The sequence below is a fragment of the Vicinamibacterales bacterium genome (genome assembly GCA_036496585.1).
In the GTDB taxonomy this organism is placed as follows: Bacteria; Acidobacteriota; Vicinamibacteria; order Vicinamibacterales; family 2-12-FULL-66-21; genus JAICSD01.
Genome location: DASXLB010000020.1, coordinates 19783 through 41868, shown reverse-complemented (window position 1 = coordinate 41868; position 22086 = coordinate 19783). Strand labels below are relative to the sequence as shown.

The 22086-nt window shown below is 68.2% G+C and carries 21 protein-coding genes and 1 other RNA gene; 8 read left to right on the top strand and 14 right to left on the bottom strand.

The window, feature by feature from the left end; translation table 11 throughout:
- Window positions 1–2 precede the first annotated feature (2 nt).
- The 4 genes from VGI12_06100 to VGI12_06085 form a co-directional block, all read right to left on the bottom strand.
- Window positions 3–1049 carry a sigma 54-interacting transcriptional regulator gene (locus VGI12_06100; GenBank protein ID HEY2432227.1) on the bottom strand — a complete coding sequence of 349 codons (1047 nt, stop codon included), beginning with the start codon at window positions 1047–1049 and terminating at the stop codon, window positions 3–5.
- Window positions 1050–1069: 20 nt separating this feature from the next.
- Complete coding sequence (locus VGI12_06095) at window positions 1070–1480, bottom strand: STAS/SEC14 domain-containing protein (GenBank protein ID HEY2432226.1); 411 nt, start codon at window positions 1478–1480, stop codon at window positions 1070–1072.
- Window positions 1455–2015, bottom strand: coding sequence for a hypothetical protein (locus tag VGI12_06090; GenBank protein ID HEY2432225.1), 561 nt, complete (start codon window positions 2013–2015; stop codon window positions 1455–1457). The genes VGI12_06095 and VGI12_06090 overlap by 26 nt, the downstream gene beginning before the upstream one ends.
- Window positions 2016–2094: 79 nt before the next feature.
- On the bottom strand, window positions 2095–2610 hold the full coding sequence (locus VGI12_06085) for a hypothetical protein (GenBank protein HEY2432224.1): 516 nt from the start codon (window positions 2608–2610) through the stop codon (window positions 2095–2097).
- Window positions 2611–2776: 166 nt separating this feature from the next.
- On the opposite strand from VGI12_06085, the gene VGI12_06080 reads away from it, so the two are divergent.
- A complete protein-coding gene (locus tag VGI12_06080) occupies window positions 2777–3484 on the top strand; it encodes an outer membrane beta-barrel protein (protein HEY2432223.1) in 708 nt (235 codons plus the stop codon).
- A gap of 265 nt (window positions 3485–3749) precedes the next feature.
- On the opposite strand, the gene VGI12_06075 is transcribed toward VGI12_06080, so the two are convergent.
- Genes VGI12_06075 through VGI12_06065 form a run of 3 tightly spaced genes read right to left on the bottom strand, consistent with a single transcriptional unit; the run spans window position 3750 to window position 5992 of the window.
- Window positions 3750–4850, bottom strand: coding sequence for an alkaline phosphatase family protein (locus tag VGI12_06075; protein HEY2432222.1), 1101 nt, complete (start codon window positions 4848–4850; stop codon window positions 3750–3752).
- 51 nt (window positions 4851–4901) lie between these two features.
- Entirely contained in the window at window positions 4902–5342 is a 441-nt protein-coding gene (locus tag VGI12_06070; protein ID HEY2432221.1) for an OsmC family peroxiredoxin, read from the bottom strand.
- Window positions 5343–5386: 44 nt separating this feature from the next.
- On the bottom strand, window positions 5387–5992 hold the full coding sequence (locus tag VGI12_06065) for a DUF4203 domain-containing protein (protein HEY2432220.1): 606 nt from the start codon (window positions 5990–5992) through the stop codon (window positions 5387–5389).
- Between the two features lie 27 nt (window positions 5993–6019).
- On the opposite strand from VGI12_06065, the gene VGI12_06060 reads away from it, so the two are divergent.
- Window positions 6020–7009 (top strand): lysylphosphatidylglycerol synthase domain-containing protein, encoded by a 990-nt coding sequence (locus tag VGI12_06060; GenBank protein ID HEY2432219.1) that lies wholly within the window; start codon window positions 6020–6022, stop codon window positions 7007–7009.
- 36 nt (window positions 7010–7045) lie between these two features.
- On the opposite strand, the gene VGI12_06055 is transcribed toward VGI12_06060, so the two are convergent.
- Window positions 7046–8371 carry an MFS transporter gene (locus VGI12_06055; protein ID HEY2432218.1) on the bottom strand — a complete coding sequence of 442 codons (1326 nt, stop codon included), beginning with the start codon at window positions 8369–8371 and terminating at the stop codon, window positions 7046–7048.
- A 78-nt stretch (window positions 8372–8449) separates the two neighbouring features.
- On the opposite strand from VGI12_06055, the gene VGI12_06050 reads away from it, so the two are divergent.
- On the top strand, window positions 8450–9433 hold the full coding sequence (locus tag VGI12_06050; protein HEY2432217.1) for a c-type cytochrome: 984 nt from the start codon (window positions 8450–8452) through the stop codon (window positions 9431–9433).
- Between the two features lie 43 nt (window positions 9434–9476).
- Here VGI12_06050 and recR read toward each other — a convergent pair whose 3' ends face one another.
- The 3 genes from recR to dnaX are packed head-to-tail and all read right to left on the bottom strand — an operon-like array spanning window position 9477 to window position 12108.
- The gene (gene recR / locus VGI12_06045; protein ID HEY2432216.1) at window positions 9477–10073 is read right to left on the bottom strand and encodes a recombination mediator RecR; all 597 of its coding nucleotides are present in this window, start codon (window positions 10071–10073) and stop codon (window positions 9477–9479) included.
- A gap of 5 nt (window positions 10074–10078) precedes the next feature.
- Window positions 10079–10378, bottom strand: a complete 300-nt coding sequence (locus VGI12_06040) for a YbaB/EbfC family nucleoid-associated protein (protein HEY2432215.1) — start codon at window positions 10376–10378, stop codon at window positions 10079–10081.
- 17 nt (window positions 10379–10395) lie between these two features.
- Window positions 10396–12108, bottom strand: a complete 1713-nt coding sequence (gene dnaX / locus VGI12_06035; protein HEY2432214.1) for a DNA polymerase III subunit gamma/tau — start codon at window positions 12106–12108, stop codon at window positions 10396–10398.
- Window positions 12109–12151: 43 nt separating this feature from the next.
- Between dnaX and VGI12_06030 the strand changes: the two genes are divergently transcribed.
- Entirely contained in the window at window positions 12152–13342 is a 1191-nt protein-coding gene (locus VGI12_06030; GenBank protein ID HEY2432213.1) for a hypothetical protein, read from the top strand.
- 47 nt (window positions 13343–13389) lie between these two features.
- Here VGI12_06030 and VGI12_06025 read toward each other — a convergent pair whose 3' ends face one another.
- A complete protein-coding gene (locus VGI12_06025; GenBank protein HEY2432212.1) occupies window positions 13390–14601 on the bottom strand; it encodes a DUF6786 family protein in 1212 nt (403 codons plus the stop codon).
- Between the two features lie 58 nt (window positions 14602–14659).
- Between VGI12_06025 and ffs the strand changes: the two genes are divergently transcribed.
- Window positions 14660–14760, top strand: an RNA gene (gene ffs / locus VGI12_06020) — signal recognition particle sRNA small type.
- Window positions 14761–14943: 183 nt separating this feature from the next.
- Here the strand turns inward: ffs and VGI12_06015 are convergent.
- Window positions 14944–16650 (bottom strand): hypothetical protein, encoded by a 1707-nt coding sequence (locus VGI12_06015; protein ID HEY2432211.1) that lies wholly within the window; start codon window positions 16648–16650, stop codon window positions 14944–14946.
- Between the two features lie 229 nt (window positions 16651–16879).
- Between VGI12_06015 and VGI12_06010 the strand changes: the two genes are divergently transcribed.
- The 3 genes from VGI12_06010 to VGI12_06000 are packed head-to-tail and all read left to right on the top strand — an operon-like array spanning window position 16880 to window position 20791.
- Window positions 16880–18283: an aspartate ammonia-lyase gene (locus VGI12_06010; GenBank protein HEY2432210.1), complete on the top strand. Its 1404-nt coding sequence runs from the start codon at window positions 16880–16882 to the stop codon at window positions 18281–18283.
- Window positions 18284–19690, top strand: coding sequence for a DASS family sodium-coupled anion symporter (locus VGI12_06005; GenBank protein HEY2432209.1), 1407 nt, complete (start codon window positions 18284–18286; stop codon window positions 19688–19690). It abuts the gene before it with no gap.
- A 21-nt stretch (window positions 19691–19711) separates the two neighbouring features.
- Window positions 19712–20791: a type II asparaginase gene (locus VGI12_06000; GenBank protein HEY2432208.1), complete on the top strand. Its 1080-nt coding sequence runs from the start codon at window positions 19712–19714 to the stop codon at window positions 20789–20791.
- Between the two features lie 24 nt (window positions 20792–20815).
- Here VGI12_06000 and VGI12_05995 read toward each other — a convergent pair whose 3' ends face one another.
- Complete coding sequence (locus tag VGI12_05995; protein HEY2432207.1) at window positions 20816–22033, bottom strand: MFS transporter; 1218 nt, start codon at window positions 22031–22033, stop codon at window positions 20816–20818.
- Window positions 22034–22086 lie beyond the last annotated feature (53 nt).

Here is a 22086-nt window from a genome sequence, read left to right as displayed (position 1 = left end):
GCTCAGGCCGGGCGGGGCCGCTTCAGGCCGAGCTTGACCATTCTGGTCTCGAGGGTCGTCGGACGCAGGCCGAGGCGATCGGCGGCGCCGCCGACGCCGCGAATGCGCCAGCCGGAGCTCTCGAGCACGCTGCGAATGTGCTCGCGTTCGACGTCGCAGAGGCGCGCGCTGCGCGCCGAGGTGCCGGAGGGGGCCTGCGGCACAGCGATCGCCAGTCGCGGCCCGCGCGCGGTAATCATCGCGCGCTCGACGACGTTGCGGAGCTCGCGGACGTTGCCGGGCCAGGTGTACTGGCGCATCGCGACCAAGCTCTCCTCATCGATGCTGTCGATCTGCTTGCCGAACGCCTTGGCGAACTCGAGCACGAACCGCCAGGCGATGAGCACCACGTCGTCGCCGCGGTCGCGCAGCGGCGGCACGACGACCGGAAACACGTTCAGCCGGTAGTAAAGATCGTCCCGGAACGTGTCCTCGGCGATGCGCTGCTCGAGGTTGCGGTGGGTGGCGGCAATGATCCGGGTGTCGACGCGGATGGTGCGCGGACTGCCGAGGCGTTCGATTTCGCGCTCCTCGAGGACGCGCAGGAGCTTGATCTGGACTTCGAGCGGCAGGTCGCCGATCTCGTCGAGGAACAGCGTCGATCGGTCGGCCAGCTCGAAGCGGCCGATCTGGCGGGCCAGCGCGCCGGTGAACGCTCCCTTCTCGCGTCCGAACAGCTCGCTCTCGATCAGGGTGCCGGGAATGGCGGCGCAATTGACGCGGACCATGTTGCGGCCGCGGCGCGCGCTGCACTGGTGGATCTCGGTGGCGAGCAGCTCCTTGCCGGTGCCGGTCTCGCCGAGCAGGAGGACGGTCGAATCGGTCGCCGCGACCTGGTGAATCTGTTCGATGACGTAGCGCATCGCCGGGCTCTGTCCGACGATCGACTGACCTTCCGCGATCTGAGGATCGGTGAAGGGAGCGACGCCGCCGGGCGCGGCCCGGCGCGCCGGCAGCGGCGCAAACGGGTGACTGTCGGTGGGATAAGAGCGAATGAGTGACGGATGCATAAAAGGAGAATCCTTCGCAGTCACGATGGAGAGAGATCTTCGGCGACCCAGCTGGCCGCCTGTAGGGCGTCGCGGCTCCTGAAATACACCACCGGCGCCTTGCGCAGCCCGGCCCCGGCGAACATCAGCGCCTCGCTTTGCCACCGCTCGTCGCCGACGATCGCGATCCGCTCGATGTCGCTGCCGTGACGGATGTAGAAGCCGAGATCGCGGCCGGCGCCGTTGTCCCAGCCCTCGAACTCCTTGAGCACGATCAGCAGACGGAGGCGGCCGCCGCGGCGGATCTCCTGAGCGGCGGCGCGCTGCAGCGCCTTCAGGCCATCCTCGGTGAGCCGCCCGCTGATGTCGGCGCGATAGACGTTGGCGCCGTCGCTCCGGAGCGCCGGTGCGGGGGCTGGCGCCGGCCTACTGGACCTTGCCGACCTTGACAACCTTGACGAGGCGAACTTTCTCGCTGCCATAACCATCGGTGACGATCGCTCCATTCTCCAGCTTCACTTTGACCGCCGGGTCGAGCTCGCCGTCGCCGCTGTCGCTCCCGTCGAGCACGAGCAGCGCCAGCGCGAGGTCATAGCCCGCCTTGGGTTTCGCGTTCTTCTCGCCACCGCCGAGGAAATAGACCGGTTGGGCCGTCACCACGGTGATCAGGCGGCCGCTGGCGGTCGGCCGCGCATAGGCGTACTTGATCGGCGTCTGCTTCTCGACGACCGTAATGGAGCCAAGGTCGGGCAGCGACGCGAGCTGCTTCTTCAGCGCGGACTGGTCGTGCGCCAAGAGCGCCACTTTCAACTTGTCGCGATCGGCATCGGCGATGAACCGATCGATGTGGACCGTCACCGGCAGCGACGCCTTCTTGGCGGGCGAACTGATCGTCGCGGTCGCGGTAAAGGTGAGATTGGCGTCCTGCGCCGACAGCGACGCAGCGGCCAACAGCACGCCGAGGATCGTTTTCGTGGTCGTGGTCACGTCCATCCTTCGAGGTCCGTCTGCGACCATACGCCCTGCCTACCGGCGCGGCCTATGCGGAATCGGCACGGGGCCCCGCTCAGCCGACCTTCTTCCAGGTGATCGTCGCGGTCGTCGCGCCGTCGGCGTTCTTCGTCGTGGTCTTGAGCAGATCCCCGTCGAATTGGTACGACCGCACATGGCTCGGATCGATCTTGGGATCGACGCGGCGCTGGTCCGGTGTAGCCGCGGTGATACCGCCGATCCGCAGCAGGTGCTGATCGGCATCGATGGTGACGCGGCCGGTCAGGTCGAGATCCGCCGGCTCGATGTGCTCGCCGCCCGTGATCCGTCCCTTGATCGCCAGGTTACCGAACTCGTCGTAGGTCAGCACGCCGTTCGCCTGCGCGGGATACTTCTGCCCGTCCGCGGTGTAGACGTCGAGCGAGACGAGTTGCCAGGTACCCTTCAACTGGCGGCGCACGGCCTCGATGGACGTCGGGCCGGTGTCAACGTCACCCATCTTCACCGGACGCGCGCGCGGCGCGCCGGGACATGCGGTCAGACACGCCGCCGCGAGCGCCATCGCCGTCCCGACGACGAACCTGCGTTTCATGTGCATACAACATCACCTCGCTCGTGTAGGAGCCACTGTCAGGAGTGCAGGGAGCCGTCATGAAAAGCGACAGGGGACTGTCAGTAGTACAGGTCCCTTCTGGTAGTCGGCGCAGTTCCCCGCCAGCGCGCCCCACACCTACATTTTATTCATATTGGAGGAACACATGTTTCGCAGGTTCGGACTCGTTCTCGGTGCCGCGCTGATCGCGGCCTCTCCCGCTGGCGCGCAGGACGTCAAGCCAATCCAACTCACGATCGGCGGCGGCTATACCAGCGCCCTCGGCACCATCCACGACCACGTCGCAAATGGCGGCAACTTCACCATCGGTCTGCTCTTCAACACGAAGTCGCCGGTGTCGTTCCAGGCGGAGTACGGATACAACGGCTTCATGAAGAAGGAGCTGGACTTCAACGTCGCGTCGAACCCGATCAACCCGGGCGTTCCCACACCGTTCTTCGCCGACGGGAACATGCAGTATTTCGACGGTAATCTCGTCTTCCAGCCGAAGACTCCCGGCAAGGCCAGCGGCTATGCCGTCGTCGGCGGCGGCTACTATCACCGTCCGGTCAACATCACCACCCCGGGCGTCGGCTACACGACGGTTTGCGATCCCTGGTGGTACGTCTGCTACCCGGCGCTCGTGCCGGTCGACCAGGTGATCGGTGAACGCAGCGCCAACGACTTCGGCATGGACTTCGGCGGCGGCGTCGACTTCAAGCTGTCCGAGCACGCCTCGATTTACGTCGAAGCCAGGTTCCACTACATCTGGGGACCGACCGTCTCGCAGGCGAACGTTCCGGCAGGCCAGACGCCGACAACCTTGAAGGCCAACGGCGAGTTCCTGCCGATTACCGTCGGCTTCCGCTTCTAGTATTGTCCGAGGGGCGTCGCCCCTCGGACTCCCCTACACGCGCTCTCGCTCGCCGCTGCGCCGCTCGCTCCGATCTCGTGGCTCGTTCGCGGTGCTCACTCGCGACCTTCCTGTCCGACGGGCGTTTTGCCCCTCGGGCTCCCCTACACGCGCTCTCGCTCGCCGCTGCGCCGCTCGCTCCGATCTCGTGGCTCATTCGCGGTGCTCACTCGCGACCTTCCTGTCCGACGGGCGTTTTGCCCCTCGGACTCTCCCTACGCTCGCTTCAGCGTGAAACGGCCGGCTGGGTCTTCACCCCCGGCAGCGGCGCAGCAGCCGCCGGGAATGCGGCCCGGAAATCCTCTCCCAGCAGGGCACCGACCGTTGCGGCAAGCTGCGAGGTTGTTGCCGTGGCCCCTTCACGGACGCCGGCCGGCCCGGTGCCTGGCCCGAGCATCGCCAGCCATGTGGTTTCCGCCGCCGGCACGTCGCGGCCGTGATCGGTCCAGTCCTTGGTGCCGGCGCCGCGTCCGTGATCGGTCGTCACGATGAGCGCCGTGGTCCCTTTGTAGGCGGGCAGCGATTGCAGCCGTTCCCACAGCCGGCCGAGAAACCGATCGCTCCTGAACGCCGCGTCCAGGTAGAGATCGTAACGCCCGCCGTGCGCCCACTCGTCGGTTTCACCGAGCATCACATACAGCACGCGCGGTTGCCGGACGCGCAGGGCTTCGAGCGCCGCCTGCATCACCGGCGCATCGAAGATCACGTCCTCCCAGTAGCGCGGCAAATCGTCGGTCAGGTCGTTGATCGCCCGTTCGCGGTCGCTGCGCGGCGACGGCACCGGGACCTTCGCGCCGACCGGGAGGTGGCTTCGCTCGACGTTGAGGATGAACGGCAGGACGTCCCAGTCGCCGACGGCGTAGACCTTGCCGTGTAATCGCGGACGGCCGTCGAGCCACTCGAGCACCGTGACGTTGGGGTTGGGAACCTTGTCGTTGCTGTCGACGCGCGGGTCGGCCCGTCCGGTCAGCATCTCCGAGTAGCCCGGATACGAGAACCACAGCCCGTTGGTCAGATGCACGCGGCTCTGGCGAGACGGATCGCCGAGCACCACTCCCTGCGTCGCCAGCGTGCCCCAGAAGAACGGCATCAGGGCCGTGCGTCGCGCCTCGACGTCTTCACGCCAGAAGCGCTGCTCGGCCGCGGAGGGCTTTCCGTCGGAGGTCTTCTTGAAATACGCGCGATCCGCGCCGCCGAACACCTCCTGCCATCGCATGCCGTCGATGGTCACGATGACGACGTTGCGGACCGGCGCCGGCTCTGGTGCCGGCGCCAAGGCGAGCAGCAGCGGGAAGATCAGGACTGGCAGTACACGGGTGCGGTGCATGGGCGGCATTGTATGCCCGCCCATCCACCCGCCATTCGCTCACCCGATCCGTCAGACGGCCTTGGCGTCGAGGTCAATCTGCAGCGAGCCGCGATACGCATTCGAGACGGGGCACTTGCCTTCCGCCTCGCGCGCCACCGCCGGGAAATCTTCCTTGGAAATCCCGGTCAGCCCGTGCGCCACCACGGTCAGCTTCGACGAGAGAATCTTGATGCCGGCGTCGCCCTTGTCGGCGGTGACGGTGGCGCTGACCTCCGACCGGGCGATCGAGCCGCCCTTTCGCCCGACCGTCGCGTTGAGCGCCATCGCGAAGCAGGCGGCGTGTGCGGCGGCCATCAATTCTTCAGGGCTCGTCTGCCCTTCCGGGTCGCCGACGCGGCGGGGGAAGCTGACCGGCAGGTCGAAAGCGCCGCTGCCGGCCTTGGCCGTTCCCTTCCCTTCCATGATCGGTCCTTCCCAGTTCACGGTCACGTTGCGCGAAAACGTCGCCATCGGGTCCTCCTCACGGGCGGCGGCCCCGAAGGGTCCGCTCGCCGTCATTTTTTCTGCGGGCCGGCGGTCAGCATCAACTGCACGAACACGCCGGCGACACCAAGCCCGGCCCAGACGAACAGGATCCAGTACTGTCCTGGCGCCGGGTTCATCGGATAGGCCAGCCATACATTATTGCGCGCCGCCCCCTCGAGTGCCATGCGCCGACCCATCAGTGCCAGCGCGCCGACCACGATCGTCCACGCGCCGCCGAACGACGTGGCCGCGATGATCACGTAGCGCTGCAGCGCGAGCGCGCCGAGCGCGCCGGCGATCGAGAACGCGATGACGACGAGCGCACCGGGTTCGCGGCCGAGCGACGCCCAGATCACGCTTGCCGCCAGTGCGCCGACGCCGGCACCGACCAGCGCCACGCCGACGAAGTAGGCCGTGATCAGAATCAACGCGCCGACGACGCCGCCGGCGAGCGCGCCGCCGATCATCCAGACGGTGTGCTCGGTGCCCATGGCGCTGCTCGCGAAGAGCGCGCCGAGGATGAAACCGTAGATGCCGAGCACCAGCCGGAAGGCGCGGTAGCCCGCGAAACAGGCGACGAGTCCGCCGGCGAGCAGGACGATCGCGGCAGGTGTCTGCAGAGACGCCGGCAGCATGAAGTAGGCGATTATAGTCCGGACCACATGCCACGCGTCAGCGTCTCCGGCCTCCTCACCACGCTCGCGGGGCTCGCCTTGCTCGCCTTCGTCGTCTCGCGCGTCGGCGTCGCCGAGATCGCGACCGACGTGCGACAGGTCGGCTGGGGGCTGCTGATCGTCATCGCGATCGGCGGCCTGCGTTTCCTGCTCCGCGCGCTGGCGTGGCGGTGGTGCCTCGATCCGCCATACACGCTCGCAGTGCGCCACGCCTTTGCGGCAGTCATCTGCGGCGACAGCCTCGGCAACCTGACGCCGCTCGGGCCGCTGGTCGGCGAACCGGCCAAGGCGGCGCTGGTGCGGCGCTACACGGCGCTCGGGCCGGCGGTCACCGCGCTGGCGATCGAAAACCTGCTCTATACGCTTTCGGCGGCGGCGATGATCGCGGCCGGGATGATCGCGTTGATCGCGCACTTCGAGCTGCCGTCGGCGATTCGCGGGATCGGCCTGGTCGCGATCGGGGGAACGGTTGTCCTCTTCGCCGTGTCGCTGGCGGTGCTCTGGAAACAGCCGGCGCTGATCAGCCGTGCGCTCGGCGTCACACCGCGGCTCTCACGCCACGCCGATCGCGTGCGCGCCCTCGAATCGGAGATCTACGGGTTCGCGCGCCGCCGGCGCGCCGCCCTGCCGGGGCTCGCCGCGGCGGAAATCGGTTTCCACGCGCTCGGCGTCGCGGAAGCCTACTTGACCCTGTGGCTGTTGAACGGCGCGCCGCCGTCCATCCTGACCGCGTTCATCCTCGAGACGGCGAATCGTCTCGTCACCGTGGTCTTCAAGTTCGTCCCGCTGCGGCTTGGCGTGGACGAGGCAGCGACGGCGTTTCTGACCCAGCAGGTGCTCGGCCTCGGCGCGCGTCCTGGCCTCTCGACCGCGATCGTGCGCAAGGTGCGCGTGCTGTTCTGGGCGGTGGCCGGCGGACTCGTGCTCGTGCGCGAAGGGTTCACCCCGGCGACGCTGCGGGTGGATCCGCCGTCCTGATGCCAGCGGCGTCAGGGCAGGTGGGAATCGCGCGTCTCACGCGCGCCCGGCGCGGCGCTCGGTGCGCGCCAGCGCCACCGCGAGGAGGATCGCCGGGATGCCCAGCAGGCCGGCCCCGATGAAGAAGAGAGCGTAACCCTGGAGCAGCGTGCGTCCGCTGGCCAGCGATTCGACCATCACGCCGGAGAACCCCTTCGTGAACTTGCCGACGTAGGTATACGCGGAGCTGAGGAGCGCGTACTGGGTCGCCGTGTAGCCGACGCTGGTCAGGCTCGACATGTAGGTGACGAGCGCGACCCCGGCGAACGCCGCGCCGAAGTTGTCGCAGATCATCACGGTCGCGAACACCCGCACGTTCGGGCCGGTCGAGGCGAGCACCGCGAACGCGGCGATCACGGTGCTCTGCAGGAACAGCCCGATGATCAGCGTTCGAAAATACCCAAGCCGCACCGCGCTGAGACCCCCGGCCGCAATCCCCAGCAGCGATCCCACCAAGCCGACCGATGCGCGAACGGCGCCAACGGTGTCCTTCGACAGTCCCAGGTCGTGGTAATACGGATTCGCCATCGGCCCCATCAGGAACTCCGGCAGCCGGTAGAGACTGATCATCGCGAGCATCAGCAGCGCGACCGCGCCGTGAACCCGGAAGAACTCGGTGAACGGACCGGTGACCGCGTCGACGAACCCGCGGATGCTCGTCAGTCCTGCGGTGCCGGCGCCTGCCGGCTGCTCGACCCGCGCCGGCTCGACGGCCGCGATGCTCGCGCCCATGCCGATTCCCATCAGCGCCGCCATCAGCGCGTAGGACACCGGCCATCCGAGATGGTTCGCCGAGATCAGGATCAGCGCCTCGCTCGCGAGCAGCGCCGCGCGGTAGCCGAGCTGGTACGCCGCCGACAGCAGCCCGAGCTCGTCGGAATCGCGCGCCGCCTCGATCCGCCAGGCGTCGACGACGATGTCCTGCGTCGACGATGCGAAGGCGACAATCAGCGCGAGCACGCCGACGACCGTGAGCCCGTGCTTCGGGCCCGAGGCGGCCATGGCGAGCAGGCCGGCCGCCACCAGCGTCTGCGTCAGCAGCATCCAGCTCCGGCGCCGTCCCGCCGGTGCGAAGATCGGCGCGTCGACGCGATCGACGATCGGCGCCCACAGGAACTTGAGCGAGTAGGCCAGTCCGACCCACGACAGGAATCCGATGGCCTGAAGGGTCGTCCCCTCGTCGCGCAACCAATAGCCGAGCGTGTTGCCGGTCAGCAGGAAGGGAAGCCCCGAGGCGAAGCCGAGCGTCAGCATCACCGCGACCTTCGGCTGTCCGAGCGACGCGATCACGTCGCGCTTCGTGTGGACGGGTGTGGCGGTCATGGCCTGGGAGATCAGTGTGCCGGCGGAGGCGATCTTATCCCGCTGGGCCGATATCGCACGTATAATCCCGCCGTTCCCATGATCAAGAAACTGCTGAAGATCGTCGGTGTGCTCCTGGCGCTGCTCGTCGTGGCGGCGGCTGGCGTCTATATCTGGGCCAGCATCACTACGAGCCGGCTGCTCGCGCAGACGTTCGAGACCCACCGGGTGGACTTCCCGATTCCCTTCCCCATCGACGCAGCTGAAGTCTCGGCGATGGGACTGAGCGAGGATGCCGCCCGGCAACTGGCGCAAAAGCGCGCCGTCGAGCGGGGTCAGCACCTCGTGTCGGCGCGCTACACGTGCCCCGCCTGCCACGGCCCGAACTTCGGCGGCGGTGTCATGGTCGACGCATTCCCGCTCGGCAGCCTGCTCGCCCCGAACCTGACGCTCGGCACAGGAAGCCGTACGGCGGACTTCGCGCCGCGGGACTGGGACCGGATCGTCCGGCATGCCGTGTTGAGAGACGGCCGTGGGGCGGTCATGCCGTCGGAGGACTTCCAGCACATGTCGGATCAGGAACTCTCCGACATCATTTCCTACATCCGTTCGCTGCCTCCCGTCGACAACACCGTGCCGAAATCCACGCTGGGTCCGCTCGGCAAGATCCTGGTCGCGACCGGCAAGATGCCGCTGTCGGCGGCGTCGATCCAGAGCCACACGGCGCCGCACCCGGTGCGCCCGCCCGAGGAGGCGGTGTCAGCGGAGTTCGGCAAGCACCTCGCGTCGGTCTGCATGGGATGCCATGGACCCGATTTCAGCGGTGGCCCGATCGCCGGAGGCGACCCGAGCTGGCCTCCGGCTCGCAACCTGACGCCCGATGCGACCGGGCTCAAGGGGTGGACCTACGATCAGTTCGGCAACGCGCTGGCCAACAGCCAGCGGCCGGACGGCACGGCGCTGCGGGCGCCGATGTCGTTGATGAGCAGCTACGGGAAGAGTATGAAGGACGTCGAGCGACGGGCGCTCTGGATGTACCTGCAGTCCCTGCCGCCGGTCAGCAAGGCCGTCCCGAAGCCATGAACGGTCCCGACGATCGTCAGGTCGTCGTGGGCCTTGCTGGTGGTCAGACCTCGCGTCGGCCTTCCATCGCCTTGTGCATGGTGAACTCGTCGGCGTATTCGAGGTCGCTGCCGACCGGCACGCCCATCGCGATGCGAGTGACGCGGACGCCGAGCGGCTTGAGCAGCCTGGCGAGATAGATCGCGGTCGCCTCTCCCTCGACGTTGGGGTTGGTGGCGAGAATCACTTCCTCGACCCTGCCGCCGCCGACCCGCGTCAGCAGCTCCTTGATCTTCAGGTCGTCGGGTCCGATTCCCTGCAGCGGCGACAGCGCACCCATCAGCACGTGATAGAGGCCGCGGAACTCGCGCGTCTTTTCGACCGCGCTCACGTTCTCGGGCTCCTCGACGACGCAGATGATGCGTCCGTCGCGTCCCTCGTAGGTGCAGAAGTAGCAGGGATCGACGTCGGTGATGTTGGAGCACACCGAGCAGTAGGTGACGCGGTCCTTGACCTCGCGCATCGCGTCCGCGAGGCGCTCGACCTCTTCACGCGGCGTCTTGAGGACGTGGAAGGCGAGGCGCTGCGCGCTCTTGGCGCCGATACCGGGCAGCCGCTGCAGCTGCTCGATCAGCTTTTTCAGGGGATCGGGCCGGGACATTCGCGCTAGAACATGCCGGGAATCTTCATCCCGCCCATCATCCCACCCATGGCCTGCTGCAGGCCCTCCTCCACTTTCTTGTGCGCGTCGTGGAGCGCGGCGAGGATCAGGTCCTGCAGCATCTCGACGTCTTCCTTCGAGACCGCCTCGGGGTCGATCTTGATCGACTGGACCTGCTTGGCGCCGTTCATGACGACCGTGACCATGCCGCCGCCGGCGGTCGCCTCGACGCGCATCTCTTCCATCTGCTTCTGCATGCGCGCCTGCATCTGCTGCGCCTGCTTCATCATGTTCTGTATGTTCATGTGTCTCGCGCTCCGCGCTACATCTCTTCGATTTCCTTGATCTCAGCGGCGAAGACGTCGAGCATCGCCTGCACGCCGCTGTCGGCCATCGCGCGATCCTTGAGTTCCTGCGTCCGGTCGGGGCCAGCGGCGGCTCCGCCGTGGTTCGCGACAGGCGCGGCGTCGGTGGGCGCGCCGTTGCCGGACGCCCCATCTGCCGACCCGACTGTCATTTTGCGCCCTGCCAGGTCGCTGGCGATCGATTCGAGCAGCGGCCGTGTCTGCTCGAGCTGCAGCCGCAGCGCCTTGTGCTGCGGCGCGAAATAGAACGTGATCGCCTCCGGCCCGAGCTCGATCCGTTGCGCCTGCGCGACGACCGTGCCGTGGAAGAACTTCTTCTGCTTGCGCACCTCGTCGAGGAACGCCTCTTTCAGCTTCGCCGGGTCGGCGGCGGCAGCCGGCGGCCGGGTCGCCGCTTCCGGGACCTGGGACGAGGGGGTCCGGCGCTGTTCGACCGCGCGAATCGTCTGGGCGACCAGGCTCGACGGCGCCGGCCGTGCGGAGGGCAGCGGGGCAGCCGGGCGGACCGGCGCGGCGCCGCTGCCCGCGCGGGACGCCCCCTCCATCTGTTTGATCAGATCGGCGAGCGGCGTCAGCTTGCGCAGGTGGACCCAGCGCAGGAGCGCCATCTCGAGGTGATAGCGCGGCTGCATCGAGCCGCGGATGTCGTATTCCGCCTTCGTCAGGACGTCGAAGGCGCGCATCAGGTCTTCCCCGGAAAAACGGCGCGACAGATCGAGGAGCGCCTGCCGCTCCGCGTCGGCGGCGATCTCCGGATCGGACACGCGCGAGGCGTCGATCGAGAGCACAAGCAGGTCGCGCGTCAGGCGCGCCAGTTCGCGCACGACCAGCCGCAGGTCGTAGCCGGATTCGACGGCCCGCCCGGCCAGATCGAAGAGCGCCGGCGCCTCCTCGGCGGCCACCGCCGAGGCGATCTCGATCAGCAGGTCGCGGCGGACCAAGCCGAGCACGGCTGACACGTCGTCGGCGGTGATCGTCGTGCCGGCGAAGCCGATGACCTGGTCGAACGCGCTCTGCGCGTCGCGCATGCTGCCGTCGCCGGCGCGCGCCACCAGCATCAGCGCGTCCTCGTCGATCTGAATCGTCTCGGCCGCGGCGATGCGGCGCAGCTGTTCGGCAATCTGCTTGAGGCCGATGGTCTTCAGCTCGAACACCTGCGAGCGCGACTGGATGGTCGGCGGCACCTTGTCGATCTCGGTGGTCGCCATCATGAAGACCACGTGCGGCGGCGGCTCCTCGATCGACTTGAGCAGCGCGTCGAAGGCCTGGTTCGACAGGCGGTGCACCTCGTCGATGATGAAGATCTTGTAGCGGTCGCGGACCGGCGCCATGCCGAGGCCGGCGATGATCACCTCGCGAACCTTGTCGACCTGGGTGTTGGTGGCGGCGTCGATTTCGAGGACGTCGATATTGCGTCCCTGCGCGATCTCGACGCAGGCGTCGCACCGGCCGCACGGATCCGCGGTCGGACCCGTGACGCAGTTCAGCGCCCGCGCCAGGATCCGCGCGGTCGTCGTCTTGCCGACACCGCGCGGGCCCGAGAAGACGAACGACTGGGCGATGCGATTGGCGCCAATCGCGTTGCGCAGCGTCTGCGTGACACCGCGCTGTCCGATGACGTCATCGAACCGCTGCGGACGCCACTTTCGGGCGAGCACTTGAAAGGCCATGTCGAGGGAAGGACGGTCGAACGCTCAAGTGTACTATGGCGCCGTGCCGAATACGACCCTCCCGTCCGCCGAGATTCCCGCCGCGGTCGAAGCCGTGCTGCGCGCGACGCCTTTCGTCGACATCCACACCCACCTGTTCCCGGCGTCGTTCGGGAAGCTGCTGCTGTGGGGCATCGACGAGCTGCTCACGTATCACTACCTGGAAGCCGAGCTCTTCCGCTCCGCGCCGGTGCGCCCCGCCGCCTACTGGAGCCTGGCCCCAGCCGAGCGCGCCGATCTCATCTGGAAGACGCTGTTCGTCGACCACACGCCGCTCTCGGAAGCGGCGCGCGGCGTCGTCGCAGTGCTCCACGGCTTCGGGCTCGATGCCACCGAGCGCTCGCTCGAGCCGTTCCGTACGTTCTTTCGCGGACAGGACCTCGCGCCGCACATCCGGCGCGTGTTCGAGCTCGCGGGCGTCGATTCGGTGGTGATGACCAACGATCCCCTTGACCCCGACGAGGCGCCGCTGTGGGAGTCGGGCACCCTGCCGGACGCCGGGTTCCGCGCCGCGCTCAGGCTCGATCGCGTGCTGAACGAGCCGGGCTGGACGGCGAAGGACGCGCGGCGGCTCCTGGAAGCCTGGTCGCGCCGTATCCAGCCCGCCTACATGGCCGTGTCGCTGCCCGACTCGTTCGCGTTCCCAGTCGAAGACGCGAGGACGGAACTGCTGCGCGACGCGGTGCTGCCGGTCTGCCGCGAGCTGGGCCTGCCGCTCTCGCTGATGATCGGCGTCCGGCGTCAGGTCAACCCGGCGCTGCGATCCGCCGGCGACGCCTCTGGACGCGCCGACCTCGGCGCCCTCGGGGCCCTGTGCGGCGGCTTCCCCGACAACCGCTTCCTGGTCAGCGTCCTCAGCCGGGAGAACCAGCACGAACTGTGCGTCTACGCGCGCAAGTTCAGCAACCTGCTGCCGTTCGGCTGCTGGTGGTTCCTCAACAACCCGTCGATCGTCGACGAGATCACGCGCGAGCGGATTGAGATGCTCGGCACCAGCTTCATCCCCCAGCATTCCGACGCGCGCATTCTCGAACAGCTGATCTACAAATGGCGCAACACACGGCGCACGCTCGCGCCGATCCTGGCGGACGCCTATCGGGCGCTGGCCCAGGACGGCGGCGTGGTCACGCGCGATCACATCCAGCGCGATGTCGATCGGCTGTTCCGCGGCAACTTCACGACATTCGTCGGCTGACCGAGCCGGGGCGTCGTTCTGAACGAGTCGAGCCGCCCTTGGCCCCGCTACTTCCCGAACGTTGCGCTCAGATCCGCGAGACCGACCTTGAGCACGGCGCGCGCGATCGGATCGAGCTCCGCCTCGGTGCCCTGGAAATGGAACGTGCGGTGGACGTGCGCTCCACGCTCACCCGGCTGGAGCGCCAGGGCTGGTGACGAGCTTTCGATCTCGTAGAAGGGACCCAGCCCGGGCTTGCCTGGCGCGAGCGGTCCGTCGTTGTAGCTGTTGAGCGCGTCGCCCCGGTACGGCTGCTTCTGGATTTCCCACATCGAGTTGACGTAGTCGCGCGCGCCGACCGGCAGCCGCGTGAACTGCAGGATCGTGAGTACATGTGCGGCCGCGTCGTAGCTTCCAGCCACGCCGGTGACGCGCTGCGGCGACAACCCGATCTTGCTGCGGTACTGGCCGTCGCCGCGAAAACGGATCACGGCGTCCTTGATCTGCAGCCGTTTGACGGGAACCTTGCCGAAATACGCGTCGTTGACGATCGGGCCGAGCGACGACTCCGGTCCCGGCGCGAACGGAATCGCGATCGTCGTCGAAGGCGCTGGGGTGAACTGCCCGAGGATCCAGATCGAGATCAGGCCGCGCGCCGGATCCCAGGCGCGGTCCCCGCGGTTGGTGACCCGGTTGACCGACTCGAAGCCGACCAGGTGCACACCCCGCGGGTTGACGTGCAGCTCCGACACCACGTCGCGGACGCCGAGGAGGCGAACCGAACGCTCGACGTCGAGCGAGAACGGCGTGCCGGCGTGGTTGACGAGCTCCATGTGCTTCGTGAACGTCGCCGCCGTCGCATATGAAGGGCCGGCGGTCCAGGCTCCCCAGTCGAACGGTTCCGGCGTCTGCCAGTGAGCGAGATCGAAAGGATCGCCGGGCTTGAAGTAGAGCGCGTATTGCCCACCTTCCGGGCCCAGCCAGAAGCGGTCCTCGCCGCCGAACACGTTCATGTGCGGCTGCCGCGCGCCGCTCGCGACGGCATCGCGGCCGATCCAGCCGAACGAGGACGTGCCGTCGGCCGTGCTGGTCATCACGCGGCCCTGGTATTGCGGCGCGATCACGACCTGCGCGCCGGCGCTGTCGCGGAGGACGATCACGTTCGTGTGCTGCTTCAAAAAGGCGAGGTCGCCGGCAAAGGTGCCCGGCGCAGGCTGCGCACCGCGGGGGCCGGAGAGACAGACGACGGCGGCAACGACGAGGACGGCGCGAGTCAGCACGGCCGAATACTACCGCGCGGCGGTGTTGTAAACTGGGGGAATGAACAGACCGGACCGCGGTCCGGACCCTGTGCAAGTTCAGCCTACGAACCGCGTCAGGGCCGGAAGGCAGCAGCGCTAAGTAGACCCTGTGCTGTGCCGCAGGTCATCCGGATCGCGGTCGGGTCTGTTCTTCCCCGTCCTCGGCTTCCTGCACGCTCTTCCGCTCGTTTTCATCTGCCGTCCGCGGCGGGTGTTAACGTGTCGGCCGCGACGACAACCATGCCTTCACTCGCATGATGCTGCGCCGCGCCGCGATTGCGCACGGCGACAGCGTCCTGCGCGATGGCGCGCCCGCCGCGGTCAGCTGCGCATCGCGTGCACGATTGCGACGATCAGCGGGCCCCATATCGTCAACAGGATGTTTCCTATGGCGTAGGGGACCGTATAGGCGAGCGAACCGACGTTGCTGCCGCTGGCGTCGCGGAGCGCCGTCAGGCCCGGCGTGCAGGTCTGCGCGCCCGCCAGACCACCGAGCACCATCAGCGGACTCAATTTCAACACGGAACGCGCGACGATCGTCCCGACCACCAGCGGCACCGTGGTCACGATCATCCCGGCGGCGAGAATCCTGGCGAAGAACGCGCCGCCGCTCGTGTGGTACGCCTCGACCGCATGCGGGCCCGCGTGCAGCCCGACCACGGCGATGAACACGATCAACCCGATGTCCATCAGCAGCCGCTGCGCCGCGTCGGGGAGCGCGCCGAACACCGGATAGCGGCTGCGCGCCCAGCCGCCGACGAGACCGATGACGAGAATCGATCCGGCCGTGCCGAGACCAAGTGTCATCCCGCCGACGGTCACCTTCAGCAGGCCGAACAGGATGCCGGCGCAGATACCGGCCGCGAGAAAGGTCAGGTCGCTTTTCGCCGCATCGCGTTCAACGAAGCCGACGTGGCAGGCCACCCGGTCGATCGCGGCAGGGGCGCCGGAGATGTGCAGGACGTCGCCGCGCTCGATCCGCGTCCACGTCTCGCGCGGCAACGTCACACCGCCGCGCTCCAGCGACTCCAGATAGACCGCACGGGCGATCGGGTCCTCTCCGAGGTCGCCGAGCGTCTGCCCGGCGATCGCGGCCTTGGTGACGACCACCGATGCCGTCGCCATCGGCACCGACAGCACCGCGGGGTCGTCGATCTCGGGGCCGATGTCGCGATCCGCGGCGAGGAACGCGGCGCGGCGGCCCGACACGACGATCGCGTCGCCGCGCGCCAGCGTCAGCGTGGGCTCGAGCGGCAGGTCGTCGCCGAGCCGAAGTACGCGATGGAGCGAGAGCCGCGCCCCAACGAAGCGCCGCTCCAGGGCGGCGGCCGTCGCGCCAACCAGTTCCGCGTTCTCGACGCGATAGGCGCGAAGGCCGTAATGCACCCATGGAGGCATCGAATTCGCCGGGCCGGCGCCGGCGAGCGCGGCCTCCATGGCCTTGGCTTCACGCTTCAGATCGGCGCGCATGATCATCGGGCCGAGCCACGTCAGGAACAGGATCAGCCCGAGATCGCCGAAGCCATAGGTGATGGCGTCGCCGAGCGGGGCGTTGGCGGCGAGCTCCGCTTTCGCGGCGTCGGGAATCGGCAGCTCGGCGATCGCGCTGAGGCCGGTGCCGAGCGCCGCCGACTGGGTCATGCCGCCCGAGAAGACGCCGACGGCCAGCCCTTCGTCGAGGTTGAACGCGGCCGCGACGCCGACGACCGCGGCGAGGCCGCTCAGCGCCACCGTCGATGCCAGGATGATCTGCGGCAGCGCCTCCTTCTTCAGGCTGCCGAAGAACTGCGGGCCCACCGAGTAGCCGATCGAGAACAGGAACAGATAGAAGAACGACCAGCGCAGGATCTCGGGCAGCTGCGGGTGCGCGGCAATGCCGATCGCCATGCCGGCGATCAACGTACCGACGACCGCGCCAAAGCCGACCCCTTTGACGTGGATGCGGCCGAGGAGCGTCCCCAGCACGATGCTGAGAAACAGTGAGAGCGCCGGAATCTCGTGGAGGACGGAGATCAGATGCGCGGCCACAGGATTCGAGCGCCGAGCACGGGCTGTGCCGGCTCGCGCAGCGCTCCGAGCATCGTGGAAATCGCGGCGGCGCGGTCACTTGGGGAAAGTGGCGGGCATCCGGTCCCGCCGGGCGCCTCCGGCCGGCCGGAGTTCGCCTGTCAGGCCGGAGGGACGGCAGGAGCTGTCAGGTGCATTTCACCGAAAGATCGACCCGACATCTGGAACCGCCGTTGCACCGCCCGCCGTCATGGCGACGACCACGCGCATCGAACATGACCTCCTCGGCGAGAAGGCCGTGCCGGCCGAGGCCTACTACGGCGTTCAGACATCGCGCGCGCTCGAGAACTTCCACATCTCGGGCGTGCCGCTCTCGCACTATCCGAACCTGATCAAAGGGCTGGCGATGGTAAAGCTCGCGGCGGCGCGGGCCAACGTCGACTGCGGCCAGTTCCCGCGCGCCATCCTCACCGGCATCGAAGGGGCCTGCGGCGAGCTGCTCGACGGGCGGCTGCACGACCAGTTCGGCCTGGACATGTTCCAGGGTGGCGCCGGCACGTCGACCAACATGAATGCCAACGAGGTGATCGCCAACCGCGCGCTCGAACTGATGGGACACGCCAAAGGGGAGTACCGCTTCTGCGATCCGCACGATCACGTGAACGGCTCGCAGTCGACGAACGATGCCTACCCCTCGGCGCTGCACGTGGGGATGGCGCTCGGCAACATCGAGCTGATGGCCGCGGTGCACGAGCTGATCGCGTCGTTCCGGGCCAAGGGGCGCGAGTTCGACGGCGTGCTGAAGATGGGGCGCACGCAGCTGCAGGACGCGGTGCCGATGACTCTCGGTCAGGAGTTCGAGGCGTTCGCGGCGACGCTCGCCGGCGAGGTGCAGCCCCTGCAGTCGATGCAGCAGGTGCTCTGCGAAGTGAACATGGGGGCGACGGCGATCGGCACGGGACTCAACGCCCCGGCCGGCTACGCGGAGCGCTGCACGACGCACCTGGCCGACATCACCGGCCTGCCGATCCATCTCGCCGACAACCTGATCGAGGCCACCCAGGACACTCAGGCGTTCGTGCTCTATTCGTCGTGCATGAAGAGCCTGGCGATCAAGCTGTCGAAGATCTGCAACGACCTGCGCCTGCTCTCGTCAGGACCGCGCTGCGGTTTGCGCGAGATCAATTTGCCGGCCAAGCAGCCGGGGTCCTCGATCATGCCAGGCAAGGTGAACCCGGTCATCCCCGAAGTCGTCAACATGGTCTGCTTCCGCGTGATCGGCAGCGACCTCACCGTCTCGCTGGCCGCGGAAGGCGGGCAACTGCAGCTCAACGTGTTCGAGCCGGTCATCGCCGCCTGCATTTTCGAGGCGCAGACGCTGTTCATCAATGCAGCGCGGACGCTGCGCGAGCATTGCGTCGCGGGCATCACGGCCAACGCCGACGTCTGCCGTCACTACGTCGAGTACAGCATCGGTGTCGTCACGGCGCTCAACCCGGTGATCGGCTACGAGCGTTCGACCGAACTCGCCGCCGAGGCCATGGCCACCGGCCGCGGCATCATCGACCTGGTGCGGGAGAAAGGCCTCCTGACCGAGGCGCAGATCGCCCAGGTGCTGGATCCGACGGCGATGACCGGGCAGGGGCGAAAATAGGTGTCAGGCGGAGGCCGGGCGATCGGCGCGCGCGCGGCGACGCTGATCCTGATCGCCGCCATCTGGTGGAGTCCACCGCCGGCGCCGCTGACGGTCCAGGCGTGGCGGCTGTTTGCGCTCTTCGCCGGCGCGATCTTCTCGGTGGTCGCCGGGGCACTGCCGATCCTCACCGCCTCGGTACTGTCGCTGGCGGCCGCGGTCCTCTCCGGATTGTTGACGCCGGGCCAGGCGTATGAAGGGTTCGGCAACGGTACCATCCTGCTCATCGTCGTCGCGTTCCTGGTCGCCGGCGCCGTCGTGAAATGCGGCCTCAGTGCGCGGGCCGGGTTCTGGGTCGTCCGCTGGTTCGGGCGATCGACGCTCGGCCTCTCGTATTCGATCTTCCTGCTCGACGCCGTCATCGCGCCGGCGTTTCCGAGCAACACCGCGCGCTCCGGCGTCCTCTATCCGCTGGCGTTCTCGCTCGCCGATGCCGCCGGCGCGAAGCCGGATCGGCCGGAACGGCGCCGGCTCGGCGCCTTCCTGATGTTCTCCGGCGTCGCCAGCCTGAGCCTGTCGTCGGCGCTCTGGCTCACCGCGATGGCGGCCAACCCGCTCGGCGCCGAGATCGCGCGGCACTCAGGGGTCGAGATCGGGTTCGGCCGCTGGCTGCTTGCGGCGTCGCTGCCGACGCTCGGCGCGATGGCGCTGCTGCCGCTGCTCCTCTACCGCGTCATGCGGCCGGAAGTCGGGTCGACGCCGGAGGCGCCGGCGGCGGCGCGGCGGGCGCTGGCCGAACTCGGCCCGCTGACGAGCGGCGAGTGGATCGTCCTCGCCGTGTTCGCCGGCATGGTGATCCTGTGGGGTTTCGCGGCCACGCTCGGCCTCGATTCGACCGCGATTGCCTTTCTCGGCCTGGGGCTGCTGCTGGCGACCGGTGCGCTGACGCTGGACGACATCGCCAAACAGGGGGACGTGCTGGCGACGTTCATCTGGTTCGCCGTCCTCTTCACGCTGAGCCGGCAGCTCGATCAGCTCGGGTTCATGGCGTTCGTCGGCGGCCAGCTCTCGCACGCGCTCGAAGGACTGGCCGCACCCACCGCGGGTCTCGTCCTCGTCGCCGGCTACGTCCTGCTGCACTACCTGTTCGTCAGCCAGACGGCACATCTGCTGGCGCTGTTCGGCGTATTTCTCGGGGTCGGCGAGCGGCTCGGCGTCAACCCCACGGTGCTCGCCTTCCACCTGCTCTTCGCGACCAACTACTTCTCCGTGCTCGCGCCGCAGGCGTCGAGCGCCAACCTGCTGTTCGCCGGCAGCGGTTATTTATCCCAAAGCGATCTCTACCGCCTCGGCGCCCTGACGACTGCCGTCAGCTTCGCCTGGTACGCGCTCGTCGCGACCCCGTGGCTCTTTCTGACCGTTCGCTGACAGACACATGAAGAGGTCCGTATGTTGAGACGTCATTTCCTGCGGCTGTTTGCTCTCCCGATCGCCATCGCCGCAGCCGGCGGCGCGGCAGACCCGCCGCTCGGCGCGCAGTCACAACGCACCGTCGTCGTCCTGGCCACCGGCGGCACCATCGCGGGCGCGGCGGGCTCCAACGTCCAGGCCGGCTACACCTCGGGGCAGCTCGGCGTCGATCAGGTGATCGCCGCCGTGCCCGAAGCGAAGAAGCTCGCGAACCTGCGCGGCGAGCAGATCTCGAATATCGGGTCCCAGGACATGAACGACGAGGTCTGGCTCAAACTCGCCAACCGCGTCAACGCGCTCGCCGCGATGCCTGACGTCGACGGCATCGTGATCACCCACGGCACCGACACCATCGAGGAGACGGCGTTCTTCCTCAACCTGGTCGTCAAGACGAAGAAGCCGGTCGTCCTGACCGCGGCGATGCGCCCGGCGACGGCGCTGTCGGCCGACGGTCCCCTCAACTTTTTCAACGCGGTGGCCATCGCGGCCAGCAAGGAGGCGGCTGACCGTGGCGTCCTCGTCGTCGTCAACGACTGGATTCACGGCGCCGGATCGCTGACCAAGACCAGCACCACCGCGGTCCAGACGTTCCTGTCGCCGCAGACGGGCCTCATCGGCACGGTCGCCTATGGCCAGCCGGAGTTCTACCGCGGTCCGATCGGCCGGCACACCGACGGTTCGGAGTTTTCAGTGGCCGGCGTGACCTCGCTGCCGCGCGTCGACATCATCATGGCGCACGAGAACATGGACGGGGCGCTGATCGCCGCGGCGGCGGCCGCCGGCGCGAAAGGGATCGTCATCGCCGGCGTCGGCAACGGCAACCTCACCGAGGCGGCGGTCAAGGCGCTGGCCGCGCAGGCGGCCAAGGGCATCGTCTGCGTGCGCGCCTCGCGGGTCATCACCGGGCGCGTCAGCCGCAACGTCGAGCTCGACGACGACAAGCTGGGATTCGTCGCCTCGATCGACAAGTCGCCGCAGGATGCGCGCGTGCTGCTGCGGCTGGCGCTCATGCAGCCGCGCAGCGTCGCCGACGTGCAGCGGATCTTTAACGAATATTAAACTCATCATCTCGGGGCCCGCAGGCTAGGCGAGCCTCCGGATGCGCGGGATCGCCGCGACGAGGACGCCGAACGCGATCACGTGCAGCGTGCCGACGACCGCGAAGACCTCGCCGTAGCTGAAGCCGGCGTCGAGCAGGCGTCCGGCGGCGAGATTCATCAGCAGTCCACCCATCGCCCCGCCGAATCCGACGAGCCCGGCCACCGACGCCACGGCCTGCCGCTCGAAGAGATCGGTGGGGACGATCATCACGAGCGTTGACCACGACTGCTGGCCGAAGAACGCCAGGCTGAAAATCCCGAGCGCCCACCCCACCGGCACGTGCGCCACGAACACGATCGCCGGCATGACGGCCGCGCTCACAGCGAGCGCCAGCTTTCGTGAAAAATCGATTGAGCGTCCGCGCCGGATGAGCGCGCTCGACAGCCAGCCGCCGAGCAGACTGCCGACCCCCGATGCCGCGTATGGAACCCACGCATACGCGCCCACCTCCTTCACGTCGAAGTGCCGCGCGTCGTAGAGGTACTTCGGGAGCCAGGCGATATAGAAGAACCAGGCGGCGTCGGTCAGGAACTTCGCCGTCACGAGTCCCCAGACTTCGCGGTGGCGCAGCAGCGCGGACCAGGATCGATCGGCCGGCTCGTGCACGTCGGGGCCCGGCGTCACCCGCGCCGGCGCCGCGCCGGCGACCGGCGCCTCGTAAGCGCGCCACCACCACGCCGCCCACGCCAGGCCCGCCGCGCCGCACGCGACGAACACCCACCGCCAGCTGCCGTACACGAGAATCGCCGCGATGGCCGGCGGCGCCGCCACGGCCCCGACCGCGGTCCCGGCGTTGACGAGGCCCATGGCAGTCGCGCGTTCGTCGACGGGAAACCACTCGGCAATCGCTTTCGTCGCCGCGGGGAAACCGCCGCCTTCGCCGAGACCGAGCAGGAAACGGCTGGCCGCCAGCATGCCGACGCTCAGCGCCAGCGCGTGGCTGGCGCAGGCGAGCGACCAGAAGATCATGACGGCCAGGAAGCCGCGGCGCGTGCCGACGCGGTCCACGAGCGCGCCGCCGCCCGCGTACATCAGGCCATAGGCCAGCAGGAAGAGCGACGTCAGATCGCCGAACTGCGTGTTGCTGATCGGGATCTCCTGCTGGATCGCCTTGACAGCGACCGGCAGCGACTGCCGATCCAGATAGCTGATCGCAATCGCCGCCCCCACGAGGATCGCAACCCGCCAGCGTTTCTGCATTCGGCGCACGATTCTCACCCGAGCGCCCCTGCCGGCGCCAGCGATCTTGACGC

Bases quoted from the DNA above. Each gene is read 5' to 3' on its own strand.
- VGI12_06100 (HEY2432227.1), bottom strand. From the start codon at position 1,049: ATGCATCCGTCACTCATTCGCTCTTATCCCACCGACAGTCACCCGTTT.
- VGI12_06085 (HEY2432224.1), bottom strand. From the start codon at position 2,610: ATGAAACGCAGGTTCGTCGTCGGGACGGCGATGGCGCTCGCGGCGGCG.
- VGI12_06080 (HEY2432223.1), top strand. From the start codon at position 2,777: ATGTTTCGCAGGTTCGGACTCGTTCTCGGTGCCGCGCTGATCGCGGCC.
- VGI12_06075 (HEY2432222.1), bottom strand. From the start codon at position 4,850: ATGCACCGCACCCGTGTACTGCCAGTCCTGATCTTCCCGCTGCTGCTC.
- VGI12_06070 (HEY2432221.1), bottom strand. From the start codon at position 5,342: ATGGCGACGTTTTCGCGCAACGTGACCGTGAACTGGGAAGGACCGATC.
- VGI12_06065 (HEY2432220.1), bottom strand. From the start codon at position 5,992: ATGCTGCCGGCGTCTCTGCAGACACCTGCCGCGATCGTCCTGCTCGCC.
- VGI12_06060 (HEY2432219.1), top strand. From the start codon at position 6,020: ATGCCACGCGTCAGCGTCTCCGGCCTCCTCACCACGCTCGCGGGGCTC.
- VGI12_06055 (HEY2432218.1), bottom strand. From the start codon at position 8,371: ATGACCGCCACACCCGTCCACACGAAGCGCGACGTGATCGCGTCGCTC.
- VGI12_06050 (HEY2432217.1), top strand. From the start codon at position 8,450: ATGATCAAGAAACTGCTGAAGATCGTCGGTGTGCTCCTGGCGCTGCTC.
- recR (HEY2432216.1), bottom strand. From the start codon at position 10,073: ATGTCCCGGCCCGATCCCCTGAAAAAGCTGATCGAGCAGCTGCAGCGG.
- VGI12_06040 (HEY2432215.1), bottom strand. From the start codon at position 10,378: ATGAACATACAGAACATGATGAAGCAGGCGCAGCAGATGCAGGCGCGC.
- dnaX (HEY2432214.1), bottom strand. From the start codon at position 12,108: ATGGCCTTTCAAGTGCTCGCCCGAAAGTGGCGTCCGCAGCGGTTCGAT.
- VGI12_06010 (HEY2432210.1), top strand. From the start codon at position 16,880: ATGGCGACGACCACGCGCATCGAACATGACCTCCTCGGCGAGAAGGCC.
- VGI12_06000 (HEY2432208.1), top strand. From the start codon at position 19,712: ATGTTGAGACGTCATTTCCTGCGGCTGTTTGCTCTCCCGATCGCCATC.
- VGI12_05995 (HEY2432207.1), bottom strand. From the start codon at position 22,033: ATGCAGAAACGCTGGCGGGTTGCGATCCTCGTGGGGGCGGCGATTGCG.